The following is a 20,997-nucleotide window of genomic DNA, read 5'->3' on the forward strand; positions in this document are numbered from 1 at the left end:
GTCATGCCCGAACCTATCCGCCTGATCGTTGGCCTGGGAAACCCCGGCCCCGACTACGAACGTACCCGCCACAATGCCGGCTTCTGGCTCCTCGACCAGCTTGCCGATGACCTGCGCGCGCCCTTTGCCGCCGACAAGGCCTTCTTTGGCCATGTTGGCAAGGCCCGCCATGACGGCGCGGCTGTGCTGCTGCTCAAGCCCATGACCTACATGAACCGCTCCGGACAAAGCGTCAGTGCGCTGGCGCGGTTCTACAAGCTCGTGCCGGAACAGGTCCTGGTCGTCCATGACGAACTCGACCTGCTGCCCGGGCAGGCCAAGATCAAGCAGGGCGGCAGCCATGCCGGCCACAACGGCCTCAAGGACATCCAGTCCGCCCTGGGCTCGCCGCAGTTCTGGCGGTTGCGCCTTGGGATCGGGCACCCGCGTTCGCTGGGTCTGGCGCAGCAGGTGATTGATTTCGTGCTGCACCAGCCCCGGCGCGAAGAGCAGGACAAGATCGACGACACGCTGACGCGATCGCGCGCGGTGATCCCGGCGCTGTTGAAGGGTGAGTTCGAGCAGGCCATGCAGCAGCTGCACAGCGGCAATGCCTGATTCGGGCGGCCGGCCCCTCGATCTGAGCAGCCCGGCTCGCCTGCGCGCCACGCGCTTTTCCGAAGAATTCCTGGACTTGCTGCGCTTCGTGCGCCGCCCGCGACTGACGCCGCATCGGCCTCGCGCCGCACAGCCCGCATGGCGCGCGGAATGGCTGGGTGGCCTGTCGCCGAGCCGGCTGGCCTTCTGGCTGCTGCTGCTCTGGACCATCAACCTGCTGGTGCTGGGGCCGCTCGCCGTCTCGGTCGCCACCTTGTCAGGCACCGAACGCAAGCTGCCCGCGGGGGTGCTGTCGTGGTTCCTGGTGGTCGGCTGGGCGCCGGTGATCGAAGAACTGCTGTTTCGCCTCGGCATGCGCCGGCCGGCCCAGGCTGTGTGGCTGGCGCCCGTGCTGTTTGCAGGCTTGCTGCTGGGGCCGCGTCCCTTCGTGGTGGCCGGCGTAGTCATCGCCGCCAGTGGCATCGCGCTGATCCTGGCGTTGAAGAAGCACCGCTGGCGCTTCGGGCGGCTGCGGCGCTACAGCCGCCGCTTCCCCTTCATCTTCCATGGCCTGACGGCCCTGTTCGCCTGCCTGCACCTGGCCAACTATTCGCTGGGCGGCGCGTGGCTCGCGCTGCTGCCCTTGCTGGTACTGCCGCAATGGATCACCGGCCTCGTCCTGGGCTGGATGCGGGTACGATTTGGCATCGGCGCGTCGATTGCCTTGCACGCGTCATTCAATGCCGGGCCCATGCTGCTGATCGTGGCGCTGCGGACCTGGGCGCCCGGCCTGCTGCAGGCCTGAAACGGAGGTGGATATGGTGTTGTCGTTCGAAGGGATCGTGGTCGTGGTGTCCGGTGCCAGCAAGGGGATCGGCTATGCGTGTGCGCAAGCCTTTTCGGCGGCCGGGGCACGCGTGGTCGGCATCTCGCGCAGCCAGGCCAACCTGGCCGCCGCCCGCACGCAATTGCAGGCCGCCGGGCAGGACATGGCCGTGTACGCCGCCGACATGACCGACCCCGCCGCCGCCGCTGCGGTGGTCGACGCCATCGAACGCGACGTCGGCCCCATCGGCGTGCTGGTCAACTCCGCCGGCGCCGCCCGCCGCAACGCCCCCGCCGAGCTGAGCCCCGACGCCTTCCGCCAGGCCATGGACGCCAAGTACTTCAGCTACATGCACCTGCTCGAACCCGTCGCCAAACGCATGGTGGCGCGCAAGACCGGCAGCATCGTCAACATCATCGGCCAGGGCGGCCGCAGCCCCAGCATCATGCACATCGCCGGCGGCTCCGCCAACGCCGCGCTCATGCTGGCCACTGTCGGCTATGCCAAGGCCTACGCGCCGTTTGGCGTGCGGGTCAACGGCATCAACCCGGGCCTGACGCATACGACCCGTGTGGATGAAGGGCTGGCCGTGCAGTCGCGGGCGCTGGGCCGCCCGGCAGAAGAGTTGCTGGCCGAGCAGGTCAAGGGCATTCCGATGGGGCGGATCGCGCAGCCGGAAGAGGTCGCGAATGTGGCGGTGTTTTTGGCGTCGAACATGGCGAGCTACGTGTCAGGCGCGATCATACCGATGGATGGGTGCGAGTCGTCGGTGTTGTAGCAGCGCTGTCATCGCCGCCGAAGGCCACGTTTGGCCCGGCCGCCCCAGGGACGATACAATCGCGGATAGTCAGAATCCGGCCACGCCGGAATCTGCCGCGTTGATCCGTCTCCCCCAAGCGCCGCCGGCTTTCGGCGCCGCGCTTCAGTGTTCGGCACCGTTGGTACCCGGTGCCCGCTGTCCGGCCCCATTTTGCACCTGGCCCCCGCTTGCGTTGGGCAGTGCCTTGATTACTTTAAGGAATTTCCCATGGCGCTCCAATGCGGCATCGTCGGCCTGCCTAACGTCGGCAAGTCCACTCTCTTTAACGCACTGACCAAGGCGGGCATTGCCGCCGAAAACTATCCGTTCTGCACGATCGAGCCGAACGTCGGCGTGGTCGAAGTGCCGGATCCCCGTCTGGATGCGCTCGCCAAGATCGTCAATCCCGAACGCGTCGTGCACGCCACCGTGGAATTCGTCGACATCGCCGGTTTGGTCGCGGGCGCCAGCACGGGCGAAGGCCTGGGCAACCAGTTCCTGGCCCACATCCGCGAAACGAACGCCATCATCAACGTCGTTCGCTGCTTCGAAGACCCCAACGTCATCCACGTGGCCGGCAAGGTCGACCCGATTTCCGACATCGAAGTCATCGAAACCGAATTGGCCCTGGCCGACCTGCAGACCGCCGAAAAAGCCTTGCACCGCTTCAACAAGCAGGCACGTTCGGGCGACAAGGACGCGGCCAAACTGGTCGCGCTGCTGGAACGCTGCATTGCCCAACTGAACGAAGCCAAGCCCGTGCGCGCGATGGGCCTGTCGGACGACGAGCTGCTGCTGATCCGCGAAATGTGCTTTATCACCGCCAAGCCGGCCATGTACGTCGGCAACGTGGCGGACGACGGCTTCACGAACAACCCGCTGCTGGACCGCCTGACCGAATACGCCACCAAGCAAGGCGCGCCCACGGTCGCGATCTGCGCGTCCATTGAAGCCGAACTGGGTGAGATGGAAGAAGCCGACCGCGCCGAGTTCCTGGCCGACATGGGCATGGAAGAACCCGGCCTGAACCGCCTGATCCGCGCTGCCTTCAAGCTGCTGGGCCTGCAGACCTATTTCACCGCCGGTGTGAAGGAAGTGCGCGCCTGGACCGTGCCGATCGGCGCCACCGGCCCGCAGGCGGCGGGTGTGATCCACACCGACTTTGAGCGTGGGTATATCCGTGCGCAGACGATTGCGTATGAGGATTTTGTTGCGCTGGGTGGTGAACAGAAGGCGAAGGAAGCGGGCAAGATGCGCGCGGAAGGGAAGGACTATGTCGTGCAGGATGGCGACGTGATGAACTTCTTGTTCAACGTTTGACGGTTTCTATACGTGCGCAGGTTGATTGACTGACTTGCCGCGTAGTCTGGCTGCGCTTTCTGGCAGTGCAGACCGAATGCAATGCGACCCGCCACACTTGTCATTTTCGAATGACGTGCCCCTGAGAAGGCAGTGCAAAAGGCGGGTTTTTTTCGTTTGCAGATTGCAGATCGCACGGGGTATCCGACACCCATTCGCATTGACGGAACGGTGCATCTCTCTACCGCCGCATCTCCACCAACAAATCAAACAACAATTGCGCCACCGGGCTCAACGCCCGCCCGCGCCGGTGGATCAGCCCGATCTCGCGGCTGACATCCGGATTCACCAAGGGCACGGTTGCCAACGTCGCATGCCCCTTCGGCGGCATGGCCAGTTGCGGCACGACGCCGATGCCCACTCCTGCTTCGACCAGACTCACCAGCGCCGGCACATGCTGCACTTCGCAGAACCATCTGGGCCGGTGCGGGCTGTTGGCCAGCGCCTGATCCACCAGAAAACGGTTGCCGCTGCCTTGCGCCAGGCTGATGAAGTCGTGGCCGGTCAGGTCGGCCCAGGACAGCTTGCGTTTGCGCGCCAGGGGATGGTCGCTGCGCAGCGCCACCACGAACGATTCCCGCAATAACGAATGGAATTCGATATCGGCGTCGTGGGTGCCGATGTAGGTCAGTCCGAAGTCGGCTTCGCCGCGAGCGACGGCGGTCAGGATGACGGAAGACGATTCGTCGATGACACGGATGCGGATGCGCGGGTAGCGGGCGTGGTATTGGCGGATGACGTCGGGCAGGAAGTAGGCGACGGCGGAGGGCACGCAGGCGATGGTGACTTCGCCTGAGATTTTTTCGGCGACGTCCTGCACGCCCAGCAAGGCTGTTTCGAGTTCGTTCAGCACGTTGCGCGCTTTGGGGACGAAGCCGCGGCCGATGGTGGTGAGTTCGACGCGCCGCGTGGTGCGTTCGAAGAGTTTTACGCCCAGGGCGTCTTCCAGTTTATCCACGCGTCTGGACAGCGCGGATTGGGACAGGTGCATGGCGTCGGATGCGGCCCGAAAGCTTCCCAGGTCGGCCACGGCAAGGTAGGCCCGTAGATCTGCCAGATCGAAATTCACGCGTTTTGCACAAGAGTTGATCGAATCTTTGCACTTTACAGCATATTCGCGCGTCCCGAGAATGACTGCACAAACCGATTTGACCGGTGCTTTCTGGAGACGACAGTGCAAGTTTCACCCGTGACGGCCCGCCGCGGCCGCGTTCCTTTCTGGTGTGCGGTGACCGCGATCGCCGCCGCGTCCATTACCGTATCCGCGCCGTCTGTTGCGCAGACGTGGCAGCCCGGCCGCCCGATCCGCCTGTTGGTGCCCTATGCGCCGGGGGGCAGTTCTGACGTGATCGCGCGCGCCATTGCGACGGAGATGGCGAAGGGTCTCGGCAAGGCCGTGGTGGTGGAGAACAAGGGCGGCGGGCAGGGGACGATCGCGACGCAGGAAGTGGCGCGGGCGCGGCCTGATGGCTACACCTTGCTGCTGGGCCACGTGGGCACGTTTGCCGTGAACCCGGCGATGATGCCGAACCTGGGCTACGACGTGAACAAGGACTTTGCGCCGATCACTTTGCTCGCGCGCTTGCCCATGGTGTTTGCCGCGGGGATGAATACGCCGGCGAACACACTGGCCGAATTCGTGACCCTGGCCAAGTCCAAGCCCGGCGCGCTCAACTACGGATCCGCAGGCAACGGCAGCGCGGGCCATCTGGCTTTCGAGATGTTGAAGACCGCGGCAGGGATCGACGTGACGCATGTGCCCTACAAGGGTACCGGCGCCCAGATCGCCGATCTGTTGGCCGGGCATATCGATGCCGCGGCGGCGGGTACGCCGGGACTCTTGCCGCATGTGCAGGCGCAGAAGGTCCGCCTCCTTGCGGTGGGCTCGGCCAAGCGTTTGCCGGTGTTGCCCGACTTGCCCACCGTGGCTGAGCTTGGCTATCCGGGCTTTGAAAGTTCGCAGTGGTTCGGGATTCTTGCGCCGGCCAATACGCCGCCGGAAGTCATCACGCGCCTGAACGCCGAAGCGCTCAAGGCGCTGCGGTCCGACGCGGTCCAGCAGCGGCTGGAACATGACTCGAGCGAGACGATGGGTCAGGGCCCTGCCGAATTCGCCGCCTTTATCCGAACGGAAGGCGAGCGCTGGGCCAAGGTTGTCCATGCCGCGCGTCTGCAAGCCAATTGACGCTGCCGCGTCCATCCAGGGAGTTCGGTCTGGCAGCGACGCATGCCGACGCCGACGACGCCCTGTCACTTATCGATCATCAGGAAATGCCATGACTCAGCACCCGAACGCCGCGACGGCGATGTCCGAACACGACCTCCTTACCCTGGGTACCCAGGCGTTTCAGGGACTGGGCCTGCCCCAGGCCGATGCCGCAGACGTAGCCAAGGTGCTGGTGCTTGCCGATCTGTTTGGCCTCAGCACACATGGCTTGAGCCGCATTGAATCCTATGGTGACCGCCTGAAGGTGCGCGGCATCAACCCGACTGCGCAGGTCAGTGTGCAAACTGTCGCGTCGGCGGTGCGATTGGTTGACGGTGACAACGGTGTCGGCCCGCTGGTCGGCATGCATGCCTTGCGGGCGGCAATGGCGGCCGCCAAGGAATGCGGCGTAGGCGTGGCCTTTGCGCGGGGCAGCAACCATTTCGGGCCGATATCGCCGTATTCGTTGATCGCGGCCGAGGCGGGCTTTGCCAGCATCATCGGCAGCAATGCCACGACGACCATCGCGCCCTGGGGCGGCAGTGATGCGCGCCTGGGCAACAGTCCGATCGGCTTTGGTGTGCCCAATCCCGGCGGCCAGCCCTTCCTGCTCGACATGGCGATGAGCGTGGTGGCGCGCGCCAAGATCCGCAACGCGCTGAAGCAGGGCGTTGCCATTCCCGACACGTGGGCGACCGACAAGGACGGCCGAGCAACGACCGATCCGAAAGCCGCGCTGGATGGCTTTCTGTTGCCGGTGGGTGGTCATAAGGGCTATGGCCTGGCCTTGATGGTCGACCTGTTTGCCGGGGTGCTGTCGAACGCGGCGTACCTGACGCATGTGAAGTCGTGGGTCGATGCCCCCGACGAGCCGCAGAATCTGGGGCACTTCTTCATTCTGATCGACACCTCGGTGCTGGGATCGACGGCATGGCTGACGGATCGCATGAACGACTTTGCGTCGATCCTGCATGGCAGCCCGGCGGTGGATGGCGACAAGCCCGTGATCGTGCCGGGCGAGATCGAATTGCAGAAGCTGGCGCGTCACCGCGCGGAAGGGTTTGTGCCGGATCCGGCGGTGCTGGCGCAGTTGCGGGAATGTGCGGCGTTGGCGCACTGATCCGCGCCACTTTACGGGAAGGGCGCTGGGAACGTGGCGTCGAGGGATGGCGGGGCGTATCGACCCGCATCCTCGGCCTGCGCTTGCCCCCTTGGCCTGCGCCGACCCCCGTCCACGATGCCGTGCAATCACGTCGGCACGATCCAGACATTATCGGAGGAAGACATGAAAACATGCCTGTTGGCAGTTGCTTTGACGGCATTGACCGCAACCAGCGCGACCAGCGTTGCAGCGGATGCATCGCAGTACCCCACCAAGCCGGTCACGGTAGTCGTGCCTTATGTGGCAGGCGGTGCGGCCGATATCACCGCGCGAGTCGTCGCGCAGAAGCTGTCCGATGCGCTGGGCAAGACCTTCGTGGTCGAAAACAAGCCGGGCGCCAATGGCCAGATCGGCACGGACCAGGTTGCCAAAGCCAAGCCCGATGGCTATACGCTGTTGATGGATGCCAGCGGTCCGTTGGTCGTGAATCCGGTGCTATACAAGCAGGTGCCCTACGACCCGGTCAAAGACCTGGCGCCCATCACGCAGCTGACCAGTTATCAGTACGTGCTGGTCGTGCCGGTCGCATCGCCGATCAAGTCGCTGGATGAGCTGGTTGAAAGCGCCAAGCGCGCGCCGGGAAAGTTGACCTACGGGTCCGCCGGCATCGGGTCGGGCGGGCACCTGGCGGGTGAGTTGCTGGCGCTGCAGGCCAAGGCGGGCATGACCCATGTGCCCTACAAGGGCAATGCGCAGGCGCTGGCCGACCTTCTGGGCGGGCAGCTGTCATTCGGCTTCGATACGGTCGTGACGGCCGTGCCGCATATCCGTGGCGGCAAGCTTCGGCCTTTTGCGGTGACGGGTGAGGCGCGGGCCAGTGCATTGCCGGACGTGCCAACGATGAAGGAACTCGGCTTCAAGAATTTCAAGGTGACGCAGTTCCAGGGGCTGCTGGCGCCGGCCGGAACCGATCCGGCCATCCTGGAACGCATCCGGACGGCCGCGGTTGCGGCGCTGAAAGATCCGGATGTGATCCGCCGGCTGGCGGACGAGGGCGGCAACGACATCGTGGGCGGCACGCGCGCGGAATTTGCGAAGCTGATGCGCGATGAACTGGCGCAGTACCGCACCCTGGTGCGGGATGCAGGCATCAAGGCGGAATGATCATGCAGACGATATCGACGACAGGCACGACAGCGACGACCCCGTCGCAGATGGACGTCCTGATCCAGGGCTACCCCGGCCGCGCCGTGTTCCACGGCGGCCTGGGATGGAGCACGGTCACCCTGTTGCGGACCGAAGGCCGCGTCATCCTGATCGACGTGGGCGCGTTCGGCATACGCAAGCCCTTGCTCAAGCAGTTGCAGGCGCATGGCGTGGCGCCTGGCGACGTAACCGATGTGGTGCTCACCCATGCGCATTACGACCACGCCGTGAACTTCGTGCTGTTCCCGAACGCCACGGTATGGATCGGAGCGCGCGAATTGGCATGGGCCGCCGAGCAGCCCCCGGGATTCAACCCCTTGCCGGAGCTGTATGTGCGGGAACTGGTGGCGTCGCCTTCCGTGCGCCAGCTGCAGGGCGGTGATGTCTTCCTGCCGGGCTTGCAGGCGATCGACGCACCCGGCCACACGCCAGGGCACTTGCTGTTTTATTGGACGAGCGACGCCGGCGATGTGCTGTTCACCGGCGACGCTGCCAAGAACCGCGCGGAACTGTTGACGCGCGACGTGGCGGACACTGGCGATCGTGCCAGCAGCATTGGCAGCCTGGACACGATCTGGCAGTGGTGGCGCCGGCGCAAGGACACGATCCTTGTTCCGGGGCACGACCTGAGCATGCGCCTGGACGACGAAGGCCAGCCGGTGTACCTGGGGACGCGACAGGCCGAGATCGCGGCGTGGTTTTCCGAGACGCTGGATACGACGACATCCATCGATTTGTGCTGTGGCCCTCGGCCAGGCTTCTTGACCCCACCTGTGGAAAATTGAGTTCTTATGTCTATCGATCCTTCTTTGTTGAGTGCGTTTGCACCCACCGGCCGCTTGCGTGTATCGATCAATGTCGGCAATCCGATATTGGCCAACCTGGATCCGGTCAGCGGTGAGCCGTTCGGTGTCTCGGTGGACCTGGCCCGTGAACTTGCCCGTCAGCTGGGCGTCGAGCACGACCTGATGGTCTTCAAGAGTGCGGGCGAATCGGTCGCGGCGGTGTCCGCCAACACAGCCGACGTCGGCTTTTTTGCGGTCGACCCTTTGCGCGGCGAAGCGATCGCATTTACCGAACCCTATGTGCTGATCGAAGGCTGCTACCTGGTGCGCGACGCGTCGCCGTTGACCCGCAATGAAGAGGTCGATGAGGCCGCGCATTCGGTGGTGGTCGGCAAGGGCAGCGCCTACGACCTGTACCTGACGCGCGCATTGAAGCAAGCGCGCATCGTGCGTGCGCCGACGTCGCCGTCGGTGGTCGACACGTTTCTGTCGGAAGGCGCCGACGTGGCCGCAGGGGTACGGCAGCAGCTGGAGGGCGATGCGCAACGCGTGGGCGGATTGCGTGTGCTGCCGGGCCGTTTCATGGAGATCCGGCAGGCCATGGGCGTGCAAAAGTCGCGCGATGCCGCGGCGGCCCGTCACCTGGCCGAGTTTGTCGAGGCGATGAAAGCCAGCGGTTTCGTGGCGGATGCATTGAAGCGGCATGGCATCGAAGGTGCGGCAGTGGCGCCATTGGCGTAAAGATCACCGCACCCCCCATCACCGCACCCCCCATCACCGCGTCCTGAACTGCCCCGACATCTCGTTCAGCTCCCCCGCAAGTCCACTCAGCTGAGTCGCCGTTCGCGCCACCACGGATGACGACTGGCTGTTCTCTTCGGACTGCATGGCGATGTGCTCGACGGTCTTGGCGATGTCTTCGCTGGCCATGGAGTTTTCGCGGATGGCGTCGCTGATGTTGTGGACCATGGTGATGACGCTGCGGGTGGCGGTTTCGATGTCGTTGATGGCCTTGGCGCCGTCGGTGGCGAGCTGTTCGCCTTGCGCGACCTGCGCGACGGTGGCCGCCATCAGGGCGATCACGCTTTCGACGTTGGCCTGGATGTTCCGGATCTTGGTGGAGATGTCCTGCGTCGATTGGGCGGTGCGCTCGGCCAGCATGCGGACTTCATCGGCAACGACTGCGAAGCCGCGGCCTTCGTCGCCGGCGCGTGCCGCTTCAATGGCGGCGTTGAGCGCAAGCAGGTTGGTCTGGTCGGCGATCGATTTGATCAGGTCGACGATGGACCGGATTTCTTCGGACTGATCGCCCAGTTCCGTGACCTTGGCCGCCGCGTTGGTGACGCTGCCGGTCAGCAGGGTCATGCTTTCCGACAGGCGCAGGACCTGGGCGCTGCCCGTGGCGGCGATGGTGCCGGTCTGCTGCGTGGATGTGGCGGCGGAGGCTGCGTTATGGGACAGCTCGGTAATGCTGGTGGTCATTTCTTCGATCGCGGCAGCCATGCTGGATGCCGATTCGCTGCCGCGGCCCGCGCCGGCGGCAACGTCATTCGAGGCGGTAGCCAGTTCGCTGGCAAAGCTGACGAGTTGCGTCGCATTGAGCTTCAGGCGGTCAATGACCGCGTTCAATTCCACCCGCATCTTTTCCATGTGGGCGAGCAGACTGCCGGGATGCGCCGAAGGAATGTGCTGCGCCAGATTGCCGCTGGCGATCATCGCCACACTGCGCGCGGCGTCTTGCGGGTCGCCGCCGATGGTGCGCTGGGTCGACCGCAAGATCCACACTGTCAGCAGCACTGCAAACACGATCGATGCCAGCAGGCTTGCGAGCGCCAGGATCTGCGCCTGGTTGACGGTCGCGTGGGCGGCGTCGCGGCTGGCCTGGAATCGCGCCGCCTGGAATTCGCTCAGCGCATCGAAGGCCGCGCGGTAGGCTTTGACGCTGTCGCCCAGTTGCCTGTCGATGGATGCCATCAGGGTGTCGCGATCGGCGCTTCGCGCGCCGCGCAGCAGCGCGTTTTCGCGCTCCCGGTAGACCTTGCGCGCCGTGCTGGCGGCTTCCAGCAGCACCTTGCCCTCTTCGGTCGTGACGGTCCGCTGCAACGCCGCCAGAGTGAGGTCGTTCTGGCGGGTGCCGGCTTCGCGCAGGTCGTCGAGCGCACGGATGTCGTTGGCATCGTCGATGAACAGCGTCTTGATGCCGCGTTCGCGGATCAGGTCCATCTGGTCGGGCAGTTTCAGGGCGAGCTGGGTATTGGTTGCAGCCTCGTCCATGTCGATGGTTCGCGCTTCGATCGACGCGACGCTCCAGTAGGTGAGCAGGCCGGTGGCCAGGACCATCAATGCCATGCCGCCGAACGCGGCACAGAGTTGGTGTTTGAGTTTCATGGAAGGAGGCCTTGAGGGTCCGCCGACGGGCGGGGGACGGGACGATGCCTGAGGCAGCGCGGGGCGCGCGCTCTGCAGGGTGTTCCAGCTTGTCGGCCCCTGGCAGGGGAACGTGAGTAAGGGAAAGCCGAGGGGCCGCCGCATGGCGCTTTGGCCCCTTGCGGGCGCGCGATGGCGTAAACATGAGCCTGTCAGGTCTTACAGGGGCGCACCGCGACGAGGCGCCGGCGCTATCAAGGGTTCCCCCCGATGGGGCAACTTGATAAGTTAGACTTACTATCTCGATACGGGTGGGGGCACGACCGCGGCAACCCCCTCGTTTCATCCAGATCGGCCATCCAGGCCGGCACCTATCGGAGACGTCCATGATTCCCGCACAGACCGAAGTCGTGATCATCGGAGGAGGCCCCTGTGGCCTGATGGCGGCCAATGAACTGGGCCGCCGGGGCGTCCGGGTGCTGCTGGTCGACGACAAGCCTGGCACGGCCTTCAATCCCCAGGCCAACGCCACGCAGGCCCGGACCATGGAACACTACCGGCGCCTGGGGTTTGCCGACGAGGTGCGCCAGCAGGGCCTGTCGCCGGACTTTCCGACCGACATTGCCTATTTCACCCGGTACGCGCGGCATGAACTGGCGCGCTTCAAGCTGCCATCGGCGCGCGACGCCACGACGCTGGTGAAGTCGCTCAAGGGCGCATGGAGCGCCGCCGAGCTGCCGCACAGGGTGTCGCAGAAATACGTGGAGGCGGTCATGCGGCGCCACGCGGAAGGCCTGGATGGCGTGTCGGTGCATTACGGTTGGCGCATGGTGGCGCTGCGTGAATTCGACGAAGGTGTCGAAGTCGACCTGGAAGAGACCGCGACGCGCCATCGGCAGACCGTGCGCGCGCGTTACGCGATTGGCGCCGACGGGCCACGCAGCGTGGTGCGCCAGCACCTGGGCATCCGCTACGGTGGCGAAACGGGCGTGCAGCGGGACTTCATGGGGGGACGGATGTATGCCATCTACTTCCGTGCGCCGGATTTCTATCGGGTCGTGCCGCATGCCCCGGCCTGGATGAACGTGAGTTTCAATCGCGACCGCCGGGCCTTCATGGCGGCTGTCGACGGCAAGGGCGAATTCGCCTTCCATACGCAGTTGCACGCGGACGAAGACGAAGCCGGGCTTACCGAGGACGACGCAAAGGCCATGCTGCACGCTGCCACGGGCGCCCCGTTCGACGTGACGATCCTGTCGCGCCTGACCTGGACGGCGGGCCATTGCCTGGTGGCCGATGCCTTTTCCACAAGGCGGGTGTTCCTGGCCGGCGATGCGGCTCACCTGTTCACCCCGACGGGCGGGCTGGGCTACAACACGGCGGTGGAAGATGCGGTGAACCTGTCGTGGAAGCTGGCGGCGGTATTGCGTCTGCAGGCCCCAGCTGCCTTGCTCGACAGCTATGCCATCGAGCGTCGTCCGCTGGCGCTACGCAATACCGCGTATGCGCGCACGTTTGCCGATTCGCTGGGACTGTACGCGCCCGCCGCGCAGATCGAGGACGATACGCCCGCCGGAGAGGCCGCCCGCGCCTCTGCCGGTGCCTATCTGTCGGAACATGGGCGGCGGGAATTCAACATTCCGGGCATCACCTTTGGTGGGCGGTATGACGGGTCGCCGATCATCGTGTCCGACGGCACCGCGCCGCCGCCCGATGTGCCGAACGACTACGTGCCCACCGCCAGTCCGGGCGGCCGGCCGCCGCATCTGTGGCTGGACGATGGCCGGTCCTTGTACGACACCTTTGGCTTTGACTGGACGGTGCTGCGCCTGACGGAATCGGCGCCCGGTGCCCGGTCGTTCCTGGACGCAGCCGAACGCCGGGGCGTCTCGCTCGACGTGGTCGATGTGGCGCATCCGGACGCCCGCGATCTGTACGGCGCCGACCTGGCGCTGATCCGGCCGGACCAGATCGTGGCGTGGCGGGGCGATTCGGACGCCGACGCGGCCGGCGTGCTCGCCCAGGCCCTGGGCGGTGCAGTGTCGCGCAGCCATGCCGCATCCACCCCTGGAGCCGCACGATGACCTCGTCGCCCCGATCCGATCAATGGCGTCGACATAACGTCGGCCGTCTTCTGAACAACGCGGTTGCCCGCTTCGAAACGCGCATCCTTGCGCTCATGGCCGAAGCCGGCCATCACGAATGCAAGCTGTGCCACATTCAGGTGACCCGAAACCTGGATGTGGACGGCACCCGCCTGACGGATCTAGCCGCGCGCGCGGGCATTACCAAGCAGTCCATGGGCGCCCTGGTCGCCGAACTCGAAACCATCGGGCTGGTCCAGCGGCATGACGATCCGACCGATGGCCGTGCCCGGATCGTGTCGTTCACGCCGGAAGGCCTGGCATGGCTGACGGCGTTTCGCGCAGCCGTCGAAGCCGCCGAAGACGAGGTGCGCATGGAACTGGGTGCGACGCGCTACGAGGCCTTCAAGGCCGGCCTGGCCATCTACGCCGGGACACCGCTGCGGGGGATTTGATCCCCATCGTTCACACTGCCTTGTCCAGTCGCTTGATCAGCGCCACCGCCCCCGCCGGCGCACGTTCCTTGGCGCCGTTGATGAAGAACATCCAGACCTCGCGCTTGCCGGATTTTGCGGGTGTGGCCCCCGGCACCAGCGGCACGTCATCGGGCGCTTCTCCGGCGGCCCACGCACGGGCTCGGGCCGTCCACTGATCCAGTGCCTTGGGCCCATACCCGGTCTTGAGCCGGCTTTGCGCCTGCATCAGGCGCGCATACACGAAGTCGGCGGTGGGATCGGCAAATGACGGGAATTCGTCGGAGTCGGCGTACACCGTCGCCACCTTGTGCTTGCGGGCAAGCGCAAGATAATCGGGCGTCATGAAGCTGGGGTGACGCACGTCCATCACATGGCGCATCGGTACGCCGGCAACCTGGTCAGGAAGCAGGTCCAGAAAGGCCCCGAAGTCGTCAGGATCGAACACCTTGGTGGCCGCAAACTGCCACAGGATGGGGCCGAGCTTGGCGCCCAGTTCGGTCACCCCGCCGTTGACGAAACGGTTCACCGATTCACCTGCCTCCGCCAGCACCCGGCGGTTGGTCGCGTAGCGCGACGCCTTGACGGAAAACATGAAGCCGTCGGGCGTGTCGTCGCGCCACTTGGCAAAGGTTTCGGGCTTTTGCCCGCTGTAGTAGGTGCCGTTGATCTCGATCGCGCTGACCTGCCGGCTGGCGTAGTGCAGCTCGTCTTTTTGCGAAAGATCCTCGGGATAGAACGTTTCGCGCCACGGCTCATAGGTCCATCCGCCGATACCGACGCGGATCGGGGCGGGTGACGACGAACGGGATGCAGCCATGGCGAGTCCTTGGAATGTGGATGATCAGGCAGGTTTGCGGCTGACAAGCACCACGCCGGCCAGGACAACCACGGCCGCCAGGACCAGCAGCACGTTGGCCTGTTCCCCCAGCGCAAATACCGCGATGGCCGCGCCCGACACCGCGCCGATCGAACCGATCTGGCTCATGTAGACCGGCCCGGCGATCTTTTGCAGCACGAAGTACAGCGCGTAGGTGGTCGCGAAGGTGACCATCTGCGCAATGACGATCCACAGGCCGGCGCCGTCCCACGGCAGAGCCAGCACAGGCGAGCCGGTTATAGCGGCAATCGGTAGCACCAGCAGCGCGCCGCCCAGCAGCATGCCCGGCGCCAGCGACATGGCGCTGGCGCCCTTGGGCCACCACTTGGTGCGATAGATATTGCCCATGGCCAGGAACACCGGCCCGACCATGGCCGCCGCCATCCACCAGGGTTCCACCGGCCCCTGTCCGGCCTTGCCCATCGTCAACATCAACGCGCCGATCAGTCCCAGCACGATGCCCACACCCCGCACGATCCGCAGCGTTTCCATCCGCAAACCCAGTGCGAACACGTAGGTCAGCAGGGGCGGAAAGGCCATGCACAAGGACACGAAGCCAGCGCCCACATGCGGCACCGCGCTGTAGGCCAGGGCATTGGGCAGCGCCATGCTGATCAGGGCGGCGATCAGGTAGTAAACGAAGTCTTGCGGCCGGGTGCCGGGGCGCTCGCCCATGGCCACGGCAGCGAGCAGCAGCAGGACACCGCCCCCCAGGACGCCCCAGAACAGGAAGGACAGGGGCGGCCAGCCCGCCGCAATGCCAAGCTTGGCCAGGCTGGCGTTCAGGCCCAGCAGCACACCTACCAGTAGCAGAATGCCGAGCGGCAGCCAGGACGACGTGCGGCGCGTGACGGCAGCGTGCGGTATCGACATCGAACCGCCTCAGCGCCAGGCCAAGGGCGGCGCCACCAGCCGCGGACCGTCAAAGCCGTTGACCGTGCCAAAGCGGGGCGACGCGGCTTCCCATTCGCGCTGGGCGTCGGCCACTTCTTGTTTGCTGTGGCCCACGAAGTTCCACCACATCACGATCTCTTGGCCGAAGGGTGCGCCGCCCACCAGCAGGATGCGCGAACCCGGCGCCAGGGTGACCGTGATGCGGTCGGCGCCTGGCGCCAGAAACGCCAGTTCGTTCGGGCCGAACGTGTCGGCATCGATTTCCACACCGCCTTGCAGTGGTAGAAAGCCGTACTCCCAATCGGGCCTGAGCGGCAGGGTGACCGTGACCCGTTCCGTGCAGGCCACATCGACGCCCAGCAGGTCCGAATAGATGCGCGCGGGGGCACGTTCACCGTTCATCTCGCCGGCCAGCAGCGTGAAGGTCGCGCCCTGGTCGGCCCATTGCGGCAGGTCGGGGTAGTGGTCGAAGGCAGGCGCCACGTTGCGATCGTCGTAGGGCAGGGCGATCCACAATTGCGCCGCGTGCAGGCGTTCCTGGTCGGGCAGCGACTCTTCGGTGTGGCTGATGCCGTGCCCGGCCGTCATGAGGTTGACCTGGCCCGGACGGATCACCTGTTCGTTGCCCAGGCTGTCGCGGTGCAGGACTTCGCCTTCGAGCATCCAGGTGAACGTTTGCAGACCGATGTGCGGATGGGGGCCGACCCGCATGCCGCCGCCCGTCTCGAACACGGCCGGCCCGGCGTGGTCGAGGAAACACCAGGCGCCGATCAGACGCCGCTGGCGGGACGGGATCAGCCGGTGCACCTTCAGGCCGCCGCCAATATCGGCTTCGCGGGCGGTCAGGCGTTGCGGGGAGGAGGACATGGTGGCGTTCCTGAGGGGCACGACGGTCGGGAGCCGCCGTGACAAGACGGTGAATACATACAAACCTGCAGAAGCCGCCATCACGCCGCGCGCTTCCTGTCGCTGAAAAGCATACCTGCATTCCTGCGGTCTTCGTGCAGGCAGGATGCCTTTGTCCGGGTCCTGCTCAGGGGGCCGGATGGAAAGTGGGTATGATTTCGGGGTTACACCGGGTGGGGCGCGCAAGGCGCCGGCCCGCGTTGACCCTGGAGAATTTCATGCGGTGGTTCCGGCGCATCGCGATCGGCGCAGTGGCGGTAGCGGTGCTCGTGACGATAGGCGTTATTGCGCTGCTGATCCTGGTCGACCCGGACAGCTATCGCAAGCCCGTGGCCGACACCATCAAGCAGCGCTACGGCCGCACCCTGCGCATCGACGGGGACCTGAAGCTGGCGCTGTTCCCGCGGCTGGGTGTCCATGTCGAAAAACTGTCCTTGTCCGAGCCGCATTCCACCCAGACGTTTGCCGTCATCGATTCCGCCCGGGTGTCGGTCGCCCTGTGGCCGCTGCTGTCGCGCCGCATCGTCCTGGATCACGTCCGGGTCAGCGGCCTGAAGGCCAATATCGTCCGCAATCGCAACGGCAAGTTCAATTTTGACGACCTGATCGCCACCGCGCAGAACAACGACCTGCAGACCGCGCCGGTGCCGATGCGCGAAGCCACGGCAGGCGCGATCGCGGCCGAGGGTACGTCAGTGCAGCTGGGCGTGACCGGCATGGACTTTACGGGGGGCGAACTGGCCTACCGTGATTTCGCCACCGGGACGTCGCTGCGCTTCGAGCGGGTAGCGGCCACCACCGGCCGCATGGCGCCCGGCGTGCCGTTCGCCTTTGATGCGTCGGCGCGGGTGCTGGGGCAGTCGCCCCGGCTCGACGCGGCCGTGGAAAGCCAGGGCACGATGCTGTTCGACCCGTCGGGGCGCAACCTGGCGGTCCGTAACCTGGATTTCCGGGCGACGGGCGTGCTGCCGTCCGTCCGCGCCACCGCCTTTACCGCGCGGGGCGACCTGGCCTACGACGTGCGCCGGTCGGCGATCGATGCGACGAACGTGGCGATCCTGTTCCAGGGAGACGTGGCCGGGACGACGCCGTTGACCGGCGTCGAAACGCGCATCGACGCCGCCCGTGCCGCCATCGAGCTGGGAGCGGGACGGCTGGAGGTCGACAAGCTGTCGGTCACCGCCCAGGGCAAGGCCGACAACGATCCGTTTGAAGCGTCGTTGAGCGCGCCCCGCCTGTCGATCACCGACCGGCAGGCCAGCGGCGAAGGCATCACCGGCCGCGCCCGCCTGACCGGCCAACCGGGCATGGACGCGCGGTTTTCGCTGGCGGGCCTGTCGGGCAATGGCGACAAGCTGCAGCTCGATCAATTCCATGTGAACGCAGAGTTCCGCCAAGGCCCGCGCGTGGTGCGCGTCACGGGCGATTCGCCGATCGAAGCCAGTCTGAAGCAGCGCACCCTGACGCTGCCCGCCGTGGCCGCGCAGGTGCAGATCGAGGATCCGGCATTGCCGGCCAAAACCCTGCAGATTCCCTTGACCGGCCATCTGCGGGGCGATCTGAACAGGCAGGCGCTTGCCGCCCGGTTGGATGGGCGGATTGGCGGGGATGCCTTTTCCGTGGTGGCCGACGCCGCGCAATGGGATGCGCCGCGCGTCAGCTTTTCGATGATCGCCGATACCTTCGACCTGGATGCGCTGTGGCCGGCCGCCCGAAACAGCGCGGGCGCTGCCGGGGCGCCGCCGCGCCGGCCGGTGGCCGATGAACCCGTCGATCTGTCAGGCCTGCAGGGCTTGACGGTCAATGGGTCGGTCAAATTCAAGTCTTTGGTGGCGCGGGGCGTCAAGGCGAAAGAGGTTGGCGCCAATCTGCGCATCGCGGGCGGGCGGGCCGAGTTGTCGAATGTCCGGGCAGCCCTGTACGGCGGGCGGCTCAATGCCAGTCTGTTCGCGGACAGCAATGCACAGCGCCTGGGCGGGTCCGGATCGCTGACCAGCGTTCAGTTGCAACCGCTGCTGTCGGACCTGACCGGGACGGACACGCTGACCGGCCGCGCCACGCTGACGCTGAGTCTGGCGTCGGGCGGCAAAACGGTCGATGCGCTCAAGCGCAACGTGGAAGGCACCGTGCAGGCCCAGGTACGTGACGGGGCCATCCAGGGCGTGAATCTGGCCCAATCGCTACGGGAATTCCGCTCGCTGGCGGGAGGCGAAAGCCTGGTTGGCGCGGGCGACATGACCGCCCAGCAGGACGCGGCGCGGCGCACCGACTTTACGGACATGACTGCGTCCGTCACGTTCGCGAACGGCATGGGCACGGTGCGCAATCTGACCCTGAAGTCGCCGCTGCTGCGGGTGACCCAAGGCGATCCGGCGCGTATCGACGTGCCCGCGGGCGCATTGGACCTGATGCTGCGCGTGAACGTCGTGGCCACGCCGGCCGGGCAGGATGGCAAGGACCTGGCCCCGTTGCGCGGCCTGGCCGTTCCGGTGCATGTCAGCGGGCCGATCGACCAGCCGACAACGCGTATCCGCTGGAGCCAGGTGGGGGGCACGGTGTTGCGCGGGGTGGTCGACGTGCGCGCCGGGACGCCGCTCGAAGGGGTATCAGCGCCCGCGGGGCAGGGCGGGCAGGGCGAAGGCGCGGCAACTGACGCCGGCAGTCCGTCCCGCGAACCGCTGCGCGAGCGGCTCAAGGGTCTTTTCAATCGTTAGGCGAATCAGGCATCAAGCGAAATTCATGACTGTCACCGTATCCGCGCTCTACATCTTCCCGATCAAGTCCTGCGGCGGCATCTCGCTGCAGCACAGCGCCATCGGGATGGCAGGCCTGCAGAATGACCGCCGGTGGATGCTCGTCACGCCCGATGGCGTGTGCCTGACCCAGCGCGGCCTGCCTGCCATGGCGCGCATCGGCACCGACATCCGGAATGGCTTCCTGACGCTTGCGTACCCGGGCATGCCGCGCCTGGACGTGCCGATCGACGTGATCGAGGACGACGACAGCGTGCGGCTGAAGGTGACGGTGTGGCAGGACGAGGTGGACGCGGTGGACGAAGGCGACCTGGCGGCGCAATGGTTCAGCGCGGCGCTGCAGACGCCGTGCCGGCTGGTCAAGGTGCATCCCGAGGCGCATCGGGTGGCCGGCGTGGATTATGTCGGCGACTGGCTGGCGGCGCATCCGGAATCCGCAGGGTTCGCGCCCCGACACGTTTATGCGTTTGCCGATGGCTATCCGGTGCTGGTGGCCAACGAGGCATCCCTGGTCGAGCTCAACCGCCGGCTTGTTTTGCGTGGGCAACCGGAAGTGGGCATGGACCGGTTCCGGCCCAACGTGGTGCTGCGCGGGCTGGACGCCTTTGAAGAAGACTACGCGTCGATGCTGCAGGTCGGCGACGTCCGGTTCGGGTTGGTCAAGCCCTGCGTGCGCTGCGAGGTCCCCAACACCGACCAGGTGACCGGCCAGCGCCATGCCGAACCCATGACGACGCTGACCGATTTTCGCAGCCAGCAGGGCGGCGGCGTGATCTTTGGCGAAAACGCGATCGTGGACGCGCCGGCGCACGCCGTCATCGCCGTGGGCGATGCGGTCGAGGTGACGTTGGAATTCTGACGACCGTCAGGGGTTGGCTTGTTCCAGCCGCTGTGTCAGGTGCTGGTATTTCGCCATCAACTGGCCCTGGTCTTCCCGCCATTCCGGGTTGAATTCAATACATTCGACCGGGCACACCACCTGGCATTGCGGCTCGGCGTGGTGGCCGACGCATTCCGTACAGAGGCCAGGGTTGATCTCGTAGATCGCCTCGCCCATGTAGATGGCGTCGTTGGGGCATTCGGGTTCACAGACGTCGCAGTTGATGCATTCGTCGGTAATGAGCAGTGCCATGCGGCAATCCTTGGGGGCAGTCCTTGCCGAGTCCGGAAACCGGACTCAGACGATTTCGCGACCGCCCAACTGGGTGACCTTGGCTTGCAGCCAACGCTCGACGGACGGGAAAACGAATTTGCTCACGTCACCGCCCAGTTGTGCGATTTCCCGCACGATCGACCCGGAAATGAACTGGTATTGATCGGACGGCGTGAGGAACATGGTTTCGACATCGGGCAGCAGGTATCGGTTCATTCCTGCCATCTGGAATTCGTATTCGAAGTCGGACACGGCGCGCAGGCCACGGACGATCACGCGGGCATTCTGTTCCCGGACGAAATCCTTGAGCAGACCCGAAAAACTGGCGACCTGCACGTTGGGGTAATGACCCAGGATCTCGCGTGCAATTTCCACCCGTTCGCTCACGGTGAAAAATGGCGCCTTGTTGCGGCTGACCGCGACGCCCACCACCAGCTTGTCGAACAGGCCGGCGGCGCGGCGGACGAGATCTTCGTGTCCGCGGGTCATGGGGTCGAACGTACCGGGATAAACGGCGATGATCATGCGTAGGCTCCGAGGGGATGGGGCATGCTGCCTCTTGTAATGCGGACTCGCGTATGCAGATGGTGTGCGTGCGGACCTGCTGGCGGATCCGGCATGACCGGGA

At 65.7% G+C, this 20,997-nt stretch carries 20 protein-coding genes; 13 read left to right on the plus strand and 7 right to left on the minus strand.

Features of this window, described 5'->3' with window-relative positions; genetic code table 11:
- Positions 1 to 3 precede the first annotated feature (3 nt).
- The 4 genes from pth (at position 4) to ychF (ending at position 3,521) form a co-directional block, all read left to right on the plus strand.
- Positions 4 to 597, plus strand: coding sequence for an aminoacyl-tRNA hydrolase (gene pth, locus IE116_RS18270; protein ID WP_189614312.1), 594 nt, complete (start codon positions 4 to 6; stop codon positions 595 to 597).
- Positions 590 to 1,381, plus strand: a complete 792-nt coding sequence (locus IE116_RS18275; RefSeq protein ID WP_189614313.1) for a CPBP family glutamic-type intramembrane protease — start codon at positions 590 to 592, stop codon at positions 1,379 to 1,381. Before pth ends, IE116_RS18275 begins: the two co-directional genes overlap by 8 nt.
- Positions 1,382 to 1,394: 13 nt before the next feature.
- On the plus strand, positions 1,395 to 2,180 hold the full coding sequence (locus IE116_RS18280) for an SDR family NAD(P)-dependent oxidoreductase (protein WP_189614314.1): 786 nt from the start codon (positions 1,395 to 1,397) through the stop codon (positions 2,178 to 2,180).
- Positions 2,181 to 2,429: 249 nt separating this feature from the next.
- Positions 2,430 to 3,521 (plus strand): redox-regulated ATPase YchF, encoded by a 1,092-nt coding sequence (gene ychF / locus IE116_RS18285; protein ID WP_189614315.1) that lies wholly within the window; start codon positions 2,430 to 2,432, stop codon positions 3,519 to 3,521.
- A gap of 220 nt (positions 3,522 to 3,741) precedes the next feature.
- Here ychF and IE116_RS18290 read toward each other — a convergent pair whose 3' ends face one another.
- Entirely contained in the window at positions 3,742 to 4,629 is an 888-nt protein-coding gene (locus IE116_RS18290) for a LysR family transcriptional regulator (RefSeq protein WP_189614316.1), read from the minus strand.
- Between the two features lie 105 nt (positions 4,630 to 4,734).
- Here IE116_RS18290 and IE116_RS18295 point away from each other — a divergent pair, with 105 nt between their 5' ends.
- From IE116_RS18295 to IE116_RS18315, 5 genes are all read left to right on the plus strand, one after another.
- Positions 4,735 to 5,745 carry a Bug family tripartite tricarboxylate transporter substrate binding protein gene (locus IE116_RS18295; RefSeq protein WP_373303027.1) on the plus strand — a complete coding sequence of 337 codons (1,011 nt, stop codon included), beginning with the start codon at positions 4,735 to 4,737 and terminating at the stop codon, positions 5,743 to 5,745.
- Between the two features lie 91 nt (positions 5,746 to 5,836).
- Positions 5,837 to 6,886: an Ldh family oxidoreductase gene (locus tag IE116_RS18300; protein ID WP_189614317.1), complete on the plus strand. Its 1,050-nt coding sequence runs from the start codon at positions 5,837 to 5,839 to the stop codon at positions 6,884 to 6,886.
- 165 nt (positions 6,887 to 7,051) lie between these two features.
- Positions 7,052 to 8,032: a Bug family tripartite tricarboxylate transporter substrate binding protein gene (locus IE116_RS18305; protein ID WP_189614318.1), complete on the plus strand. Its 981-nt coding sequence runs from the start codon at positions 7,052 to 7,054 to the stop codon at positions 8,030 to 8,032.
- A 2-nt stretch (positions 8,033 to 8,034) separates the two neighbouring features.
- Positions 8,035 to 8,859: an MBL fold metallo-hydrolase gene (locus IE116_RS18310; RefSeq protein WP_189614319.1), complete on the plus strand. Its 825-nt coding sequence runs from the start codon at positions 8,035 to 8,037 to the stop codon at positions 8,857 to 8,859.
- 6 nt (positions 8,860 to 8,865) lie between these two features.
- Entirely contained in the window at positions 8,866 to 9,600 is a 735-nt protein-coding gene (locus tag IE116_RS18315; RefSeq protein WP_189614320.1) for an ABC transporter substrate-binding protein, read from the plus strand.
- A gap of 33 nt (positions 9,601 to 9,633) precedes the next feature.
- On the opposite strand, the gene IE116_RS18320 is transcribed toward IE116_RS18315, so the two are convergent.
- Positions 9,634 to 11,247 (minus strand): methyl-accepting chemotaxis protein, encoded by a 1,614-nt coding sequence (locus IE116_RS18320; protein ID WP_189614321.1) that lies wholly within the window; start codon positions 11,245 to 11,247, stop codon positions 9,634 to 9,636.
- A 365-nt stretch (positions 11,248 to 11,612) separates the two neighbouring features.
- Here IE116_RS18320 and IE116_RS18325 point away from each other — a divergent pair, with 365 nt between their 5' ends.
- Positions 11,613 to 13,310 (plus strand): FAD-dependent oxidoreductase, encoded by a 1,698-nt coding sequence (locus IE116_RS18325; protein WP_189614322.1) that lies wholly within the window; start codon positions 11,613 to 11,615, stop codon positions 13,308 to 13,310.
- Complete coding sequence (locus tag IE116_RS18330) at positions 13,307 to 13,765, plus strand: MarR family winged helix-turn-helix transcriptional regulator (protein ID WP_189614323.1); 459 nt, start codon at positions 13,307 to 13,309, stop codon at positions 13,763 to 13,765. Before IE116_RS18325 ends, IE116_RS18330 begins: the two co-directional genes overlap by 4 nt.
- 10 nt (positions 13,766 to 13,775) lie before the next feature.
- On the opposite strand, the gene IE116_RS18335 is transcribed toward IE116_RS18330, so the two are convergent.
- The 3 genes from IE116_RS18335 to IE116_RS18345 are packed head-to-tail and all read right to left on the minus strand — an operon-like array spanning position 13,776 to position 16,424.
- Positions 13,776 to 14,603 carry a DUF72 domain-containing protein gene (locus IE116_RS18335; protein ID WP_189614324.1) on the minus strand — a complete coding sequence of 276 codons (828 nt, stop codon included), beginning with the start codon at positions 14,601 to 14,603 and terminating at the stop codon, positions 13,776 to 13,778.
- A gap of 24 nt (positions 14,604 to 14,627) precedes the next feature.
- Positions 14,628 to 15,536, minus strand: coding sequence for a DMT family transporter (locus tag IE116_RS18340; RefSeq protein ID WP_189614325.1), 909 nt, complete (start codon positions 15,534 to 15,536; stop codon positions 14,628 to 14,630).
- A gap of 9 nt (positions 15,537 to 15,545) precedes the next feature.
- Positions 15,546 to 16,424: a pirin family protein gene (locus IE116_RS18345; protein ID WP_189614326.1), complete on the minus strand. Its 879-nt coding sequence runs from the start codon at positions 16,422 to 16,424 to the stop codon at positions 15,546 to 15,548.
- A gap of 257 nt (positions 16,425 to 16,681) precedes the next feature.
- Here IE116_RS18345 and IE116_RS18350 point away from each other — a divergent pair, with 257 nt between their 5' ends.
- Positions 16,682 to 19,177: an AsmA family protein gene (locus IE116_RS18350; RefSeq protein ID WP_189614327.1), complete on the plus strand. Its 2,496-nt coding sequence runs from the start codon at positions 16,682 to 16,684 to the stop codon at positions 19,175 to 19,177.
- Between the two features lie 25 nt (positions 19,178 to 19,202).
- On the plus strand, positions 19,203 to 20,075 hold the full coding sequence (locus IE116_RS18355; protein ID WP_189614328.1) for an MOSC domain-containing protein: 873 nt from the start codon (positions 19,203 to 19,205) through the stop codon (positions 20,073 to 20,075).
- Between the two features lie 6 nt (positions 20,076 to 20,081).
- Here the strand turns inward: IE116_RS18355 and IE116_RS18360 are convergent, their stop codons facing one another.
- The gene (locus IE116_RS18360; RefSeq protein WP_189614329.1) at positions 20,082 to 20,348 is read right to left on the minus strand and encodes a YfhL family 4Fe-4S dicluster ferredoxin; all 267 of its coding nucleotides are present in this window, start codon (positions 20,346 to 20,348) and stop codon (positions 20,082 to 20,084) included.
- A 45-nt stretch (positions 20,349 to 20,393) separates the two neighbouring features.
- Positions 20,394 to 20,894 (minus strand): pantetheine-phosphate adenylyltransferase, encoded by a 501-nt coding sequence (gene coaD / locus IE116_RS18365; protein WP_179582182.1) that lies wholly within the window; start codon positions 20,892 to 20,894, stop codon positions 20,394 to 20,396.
- Between the last annotated feature and the right edge of the window lie 103 nt (positions 20,895 to 20,997).

The organism is Pigmentiphaga litoralis (genome assembly GCF_014651835.1).
Taxonomy (GTDB): domain Bacteria; phylum Pseudomonadota; class Gammaproteobacteria; order Burkholderiales; family Burkholderiaceae_B; genus Pigmentiphaga; species Pigmentiphaga litoralis.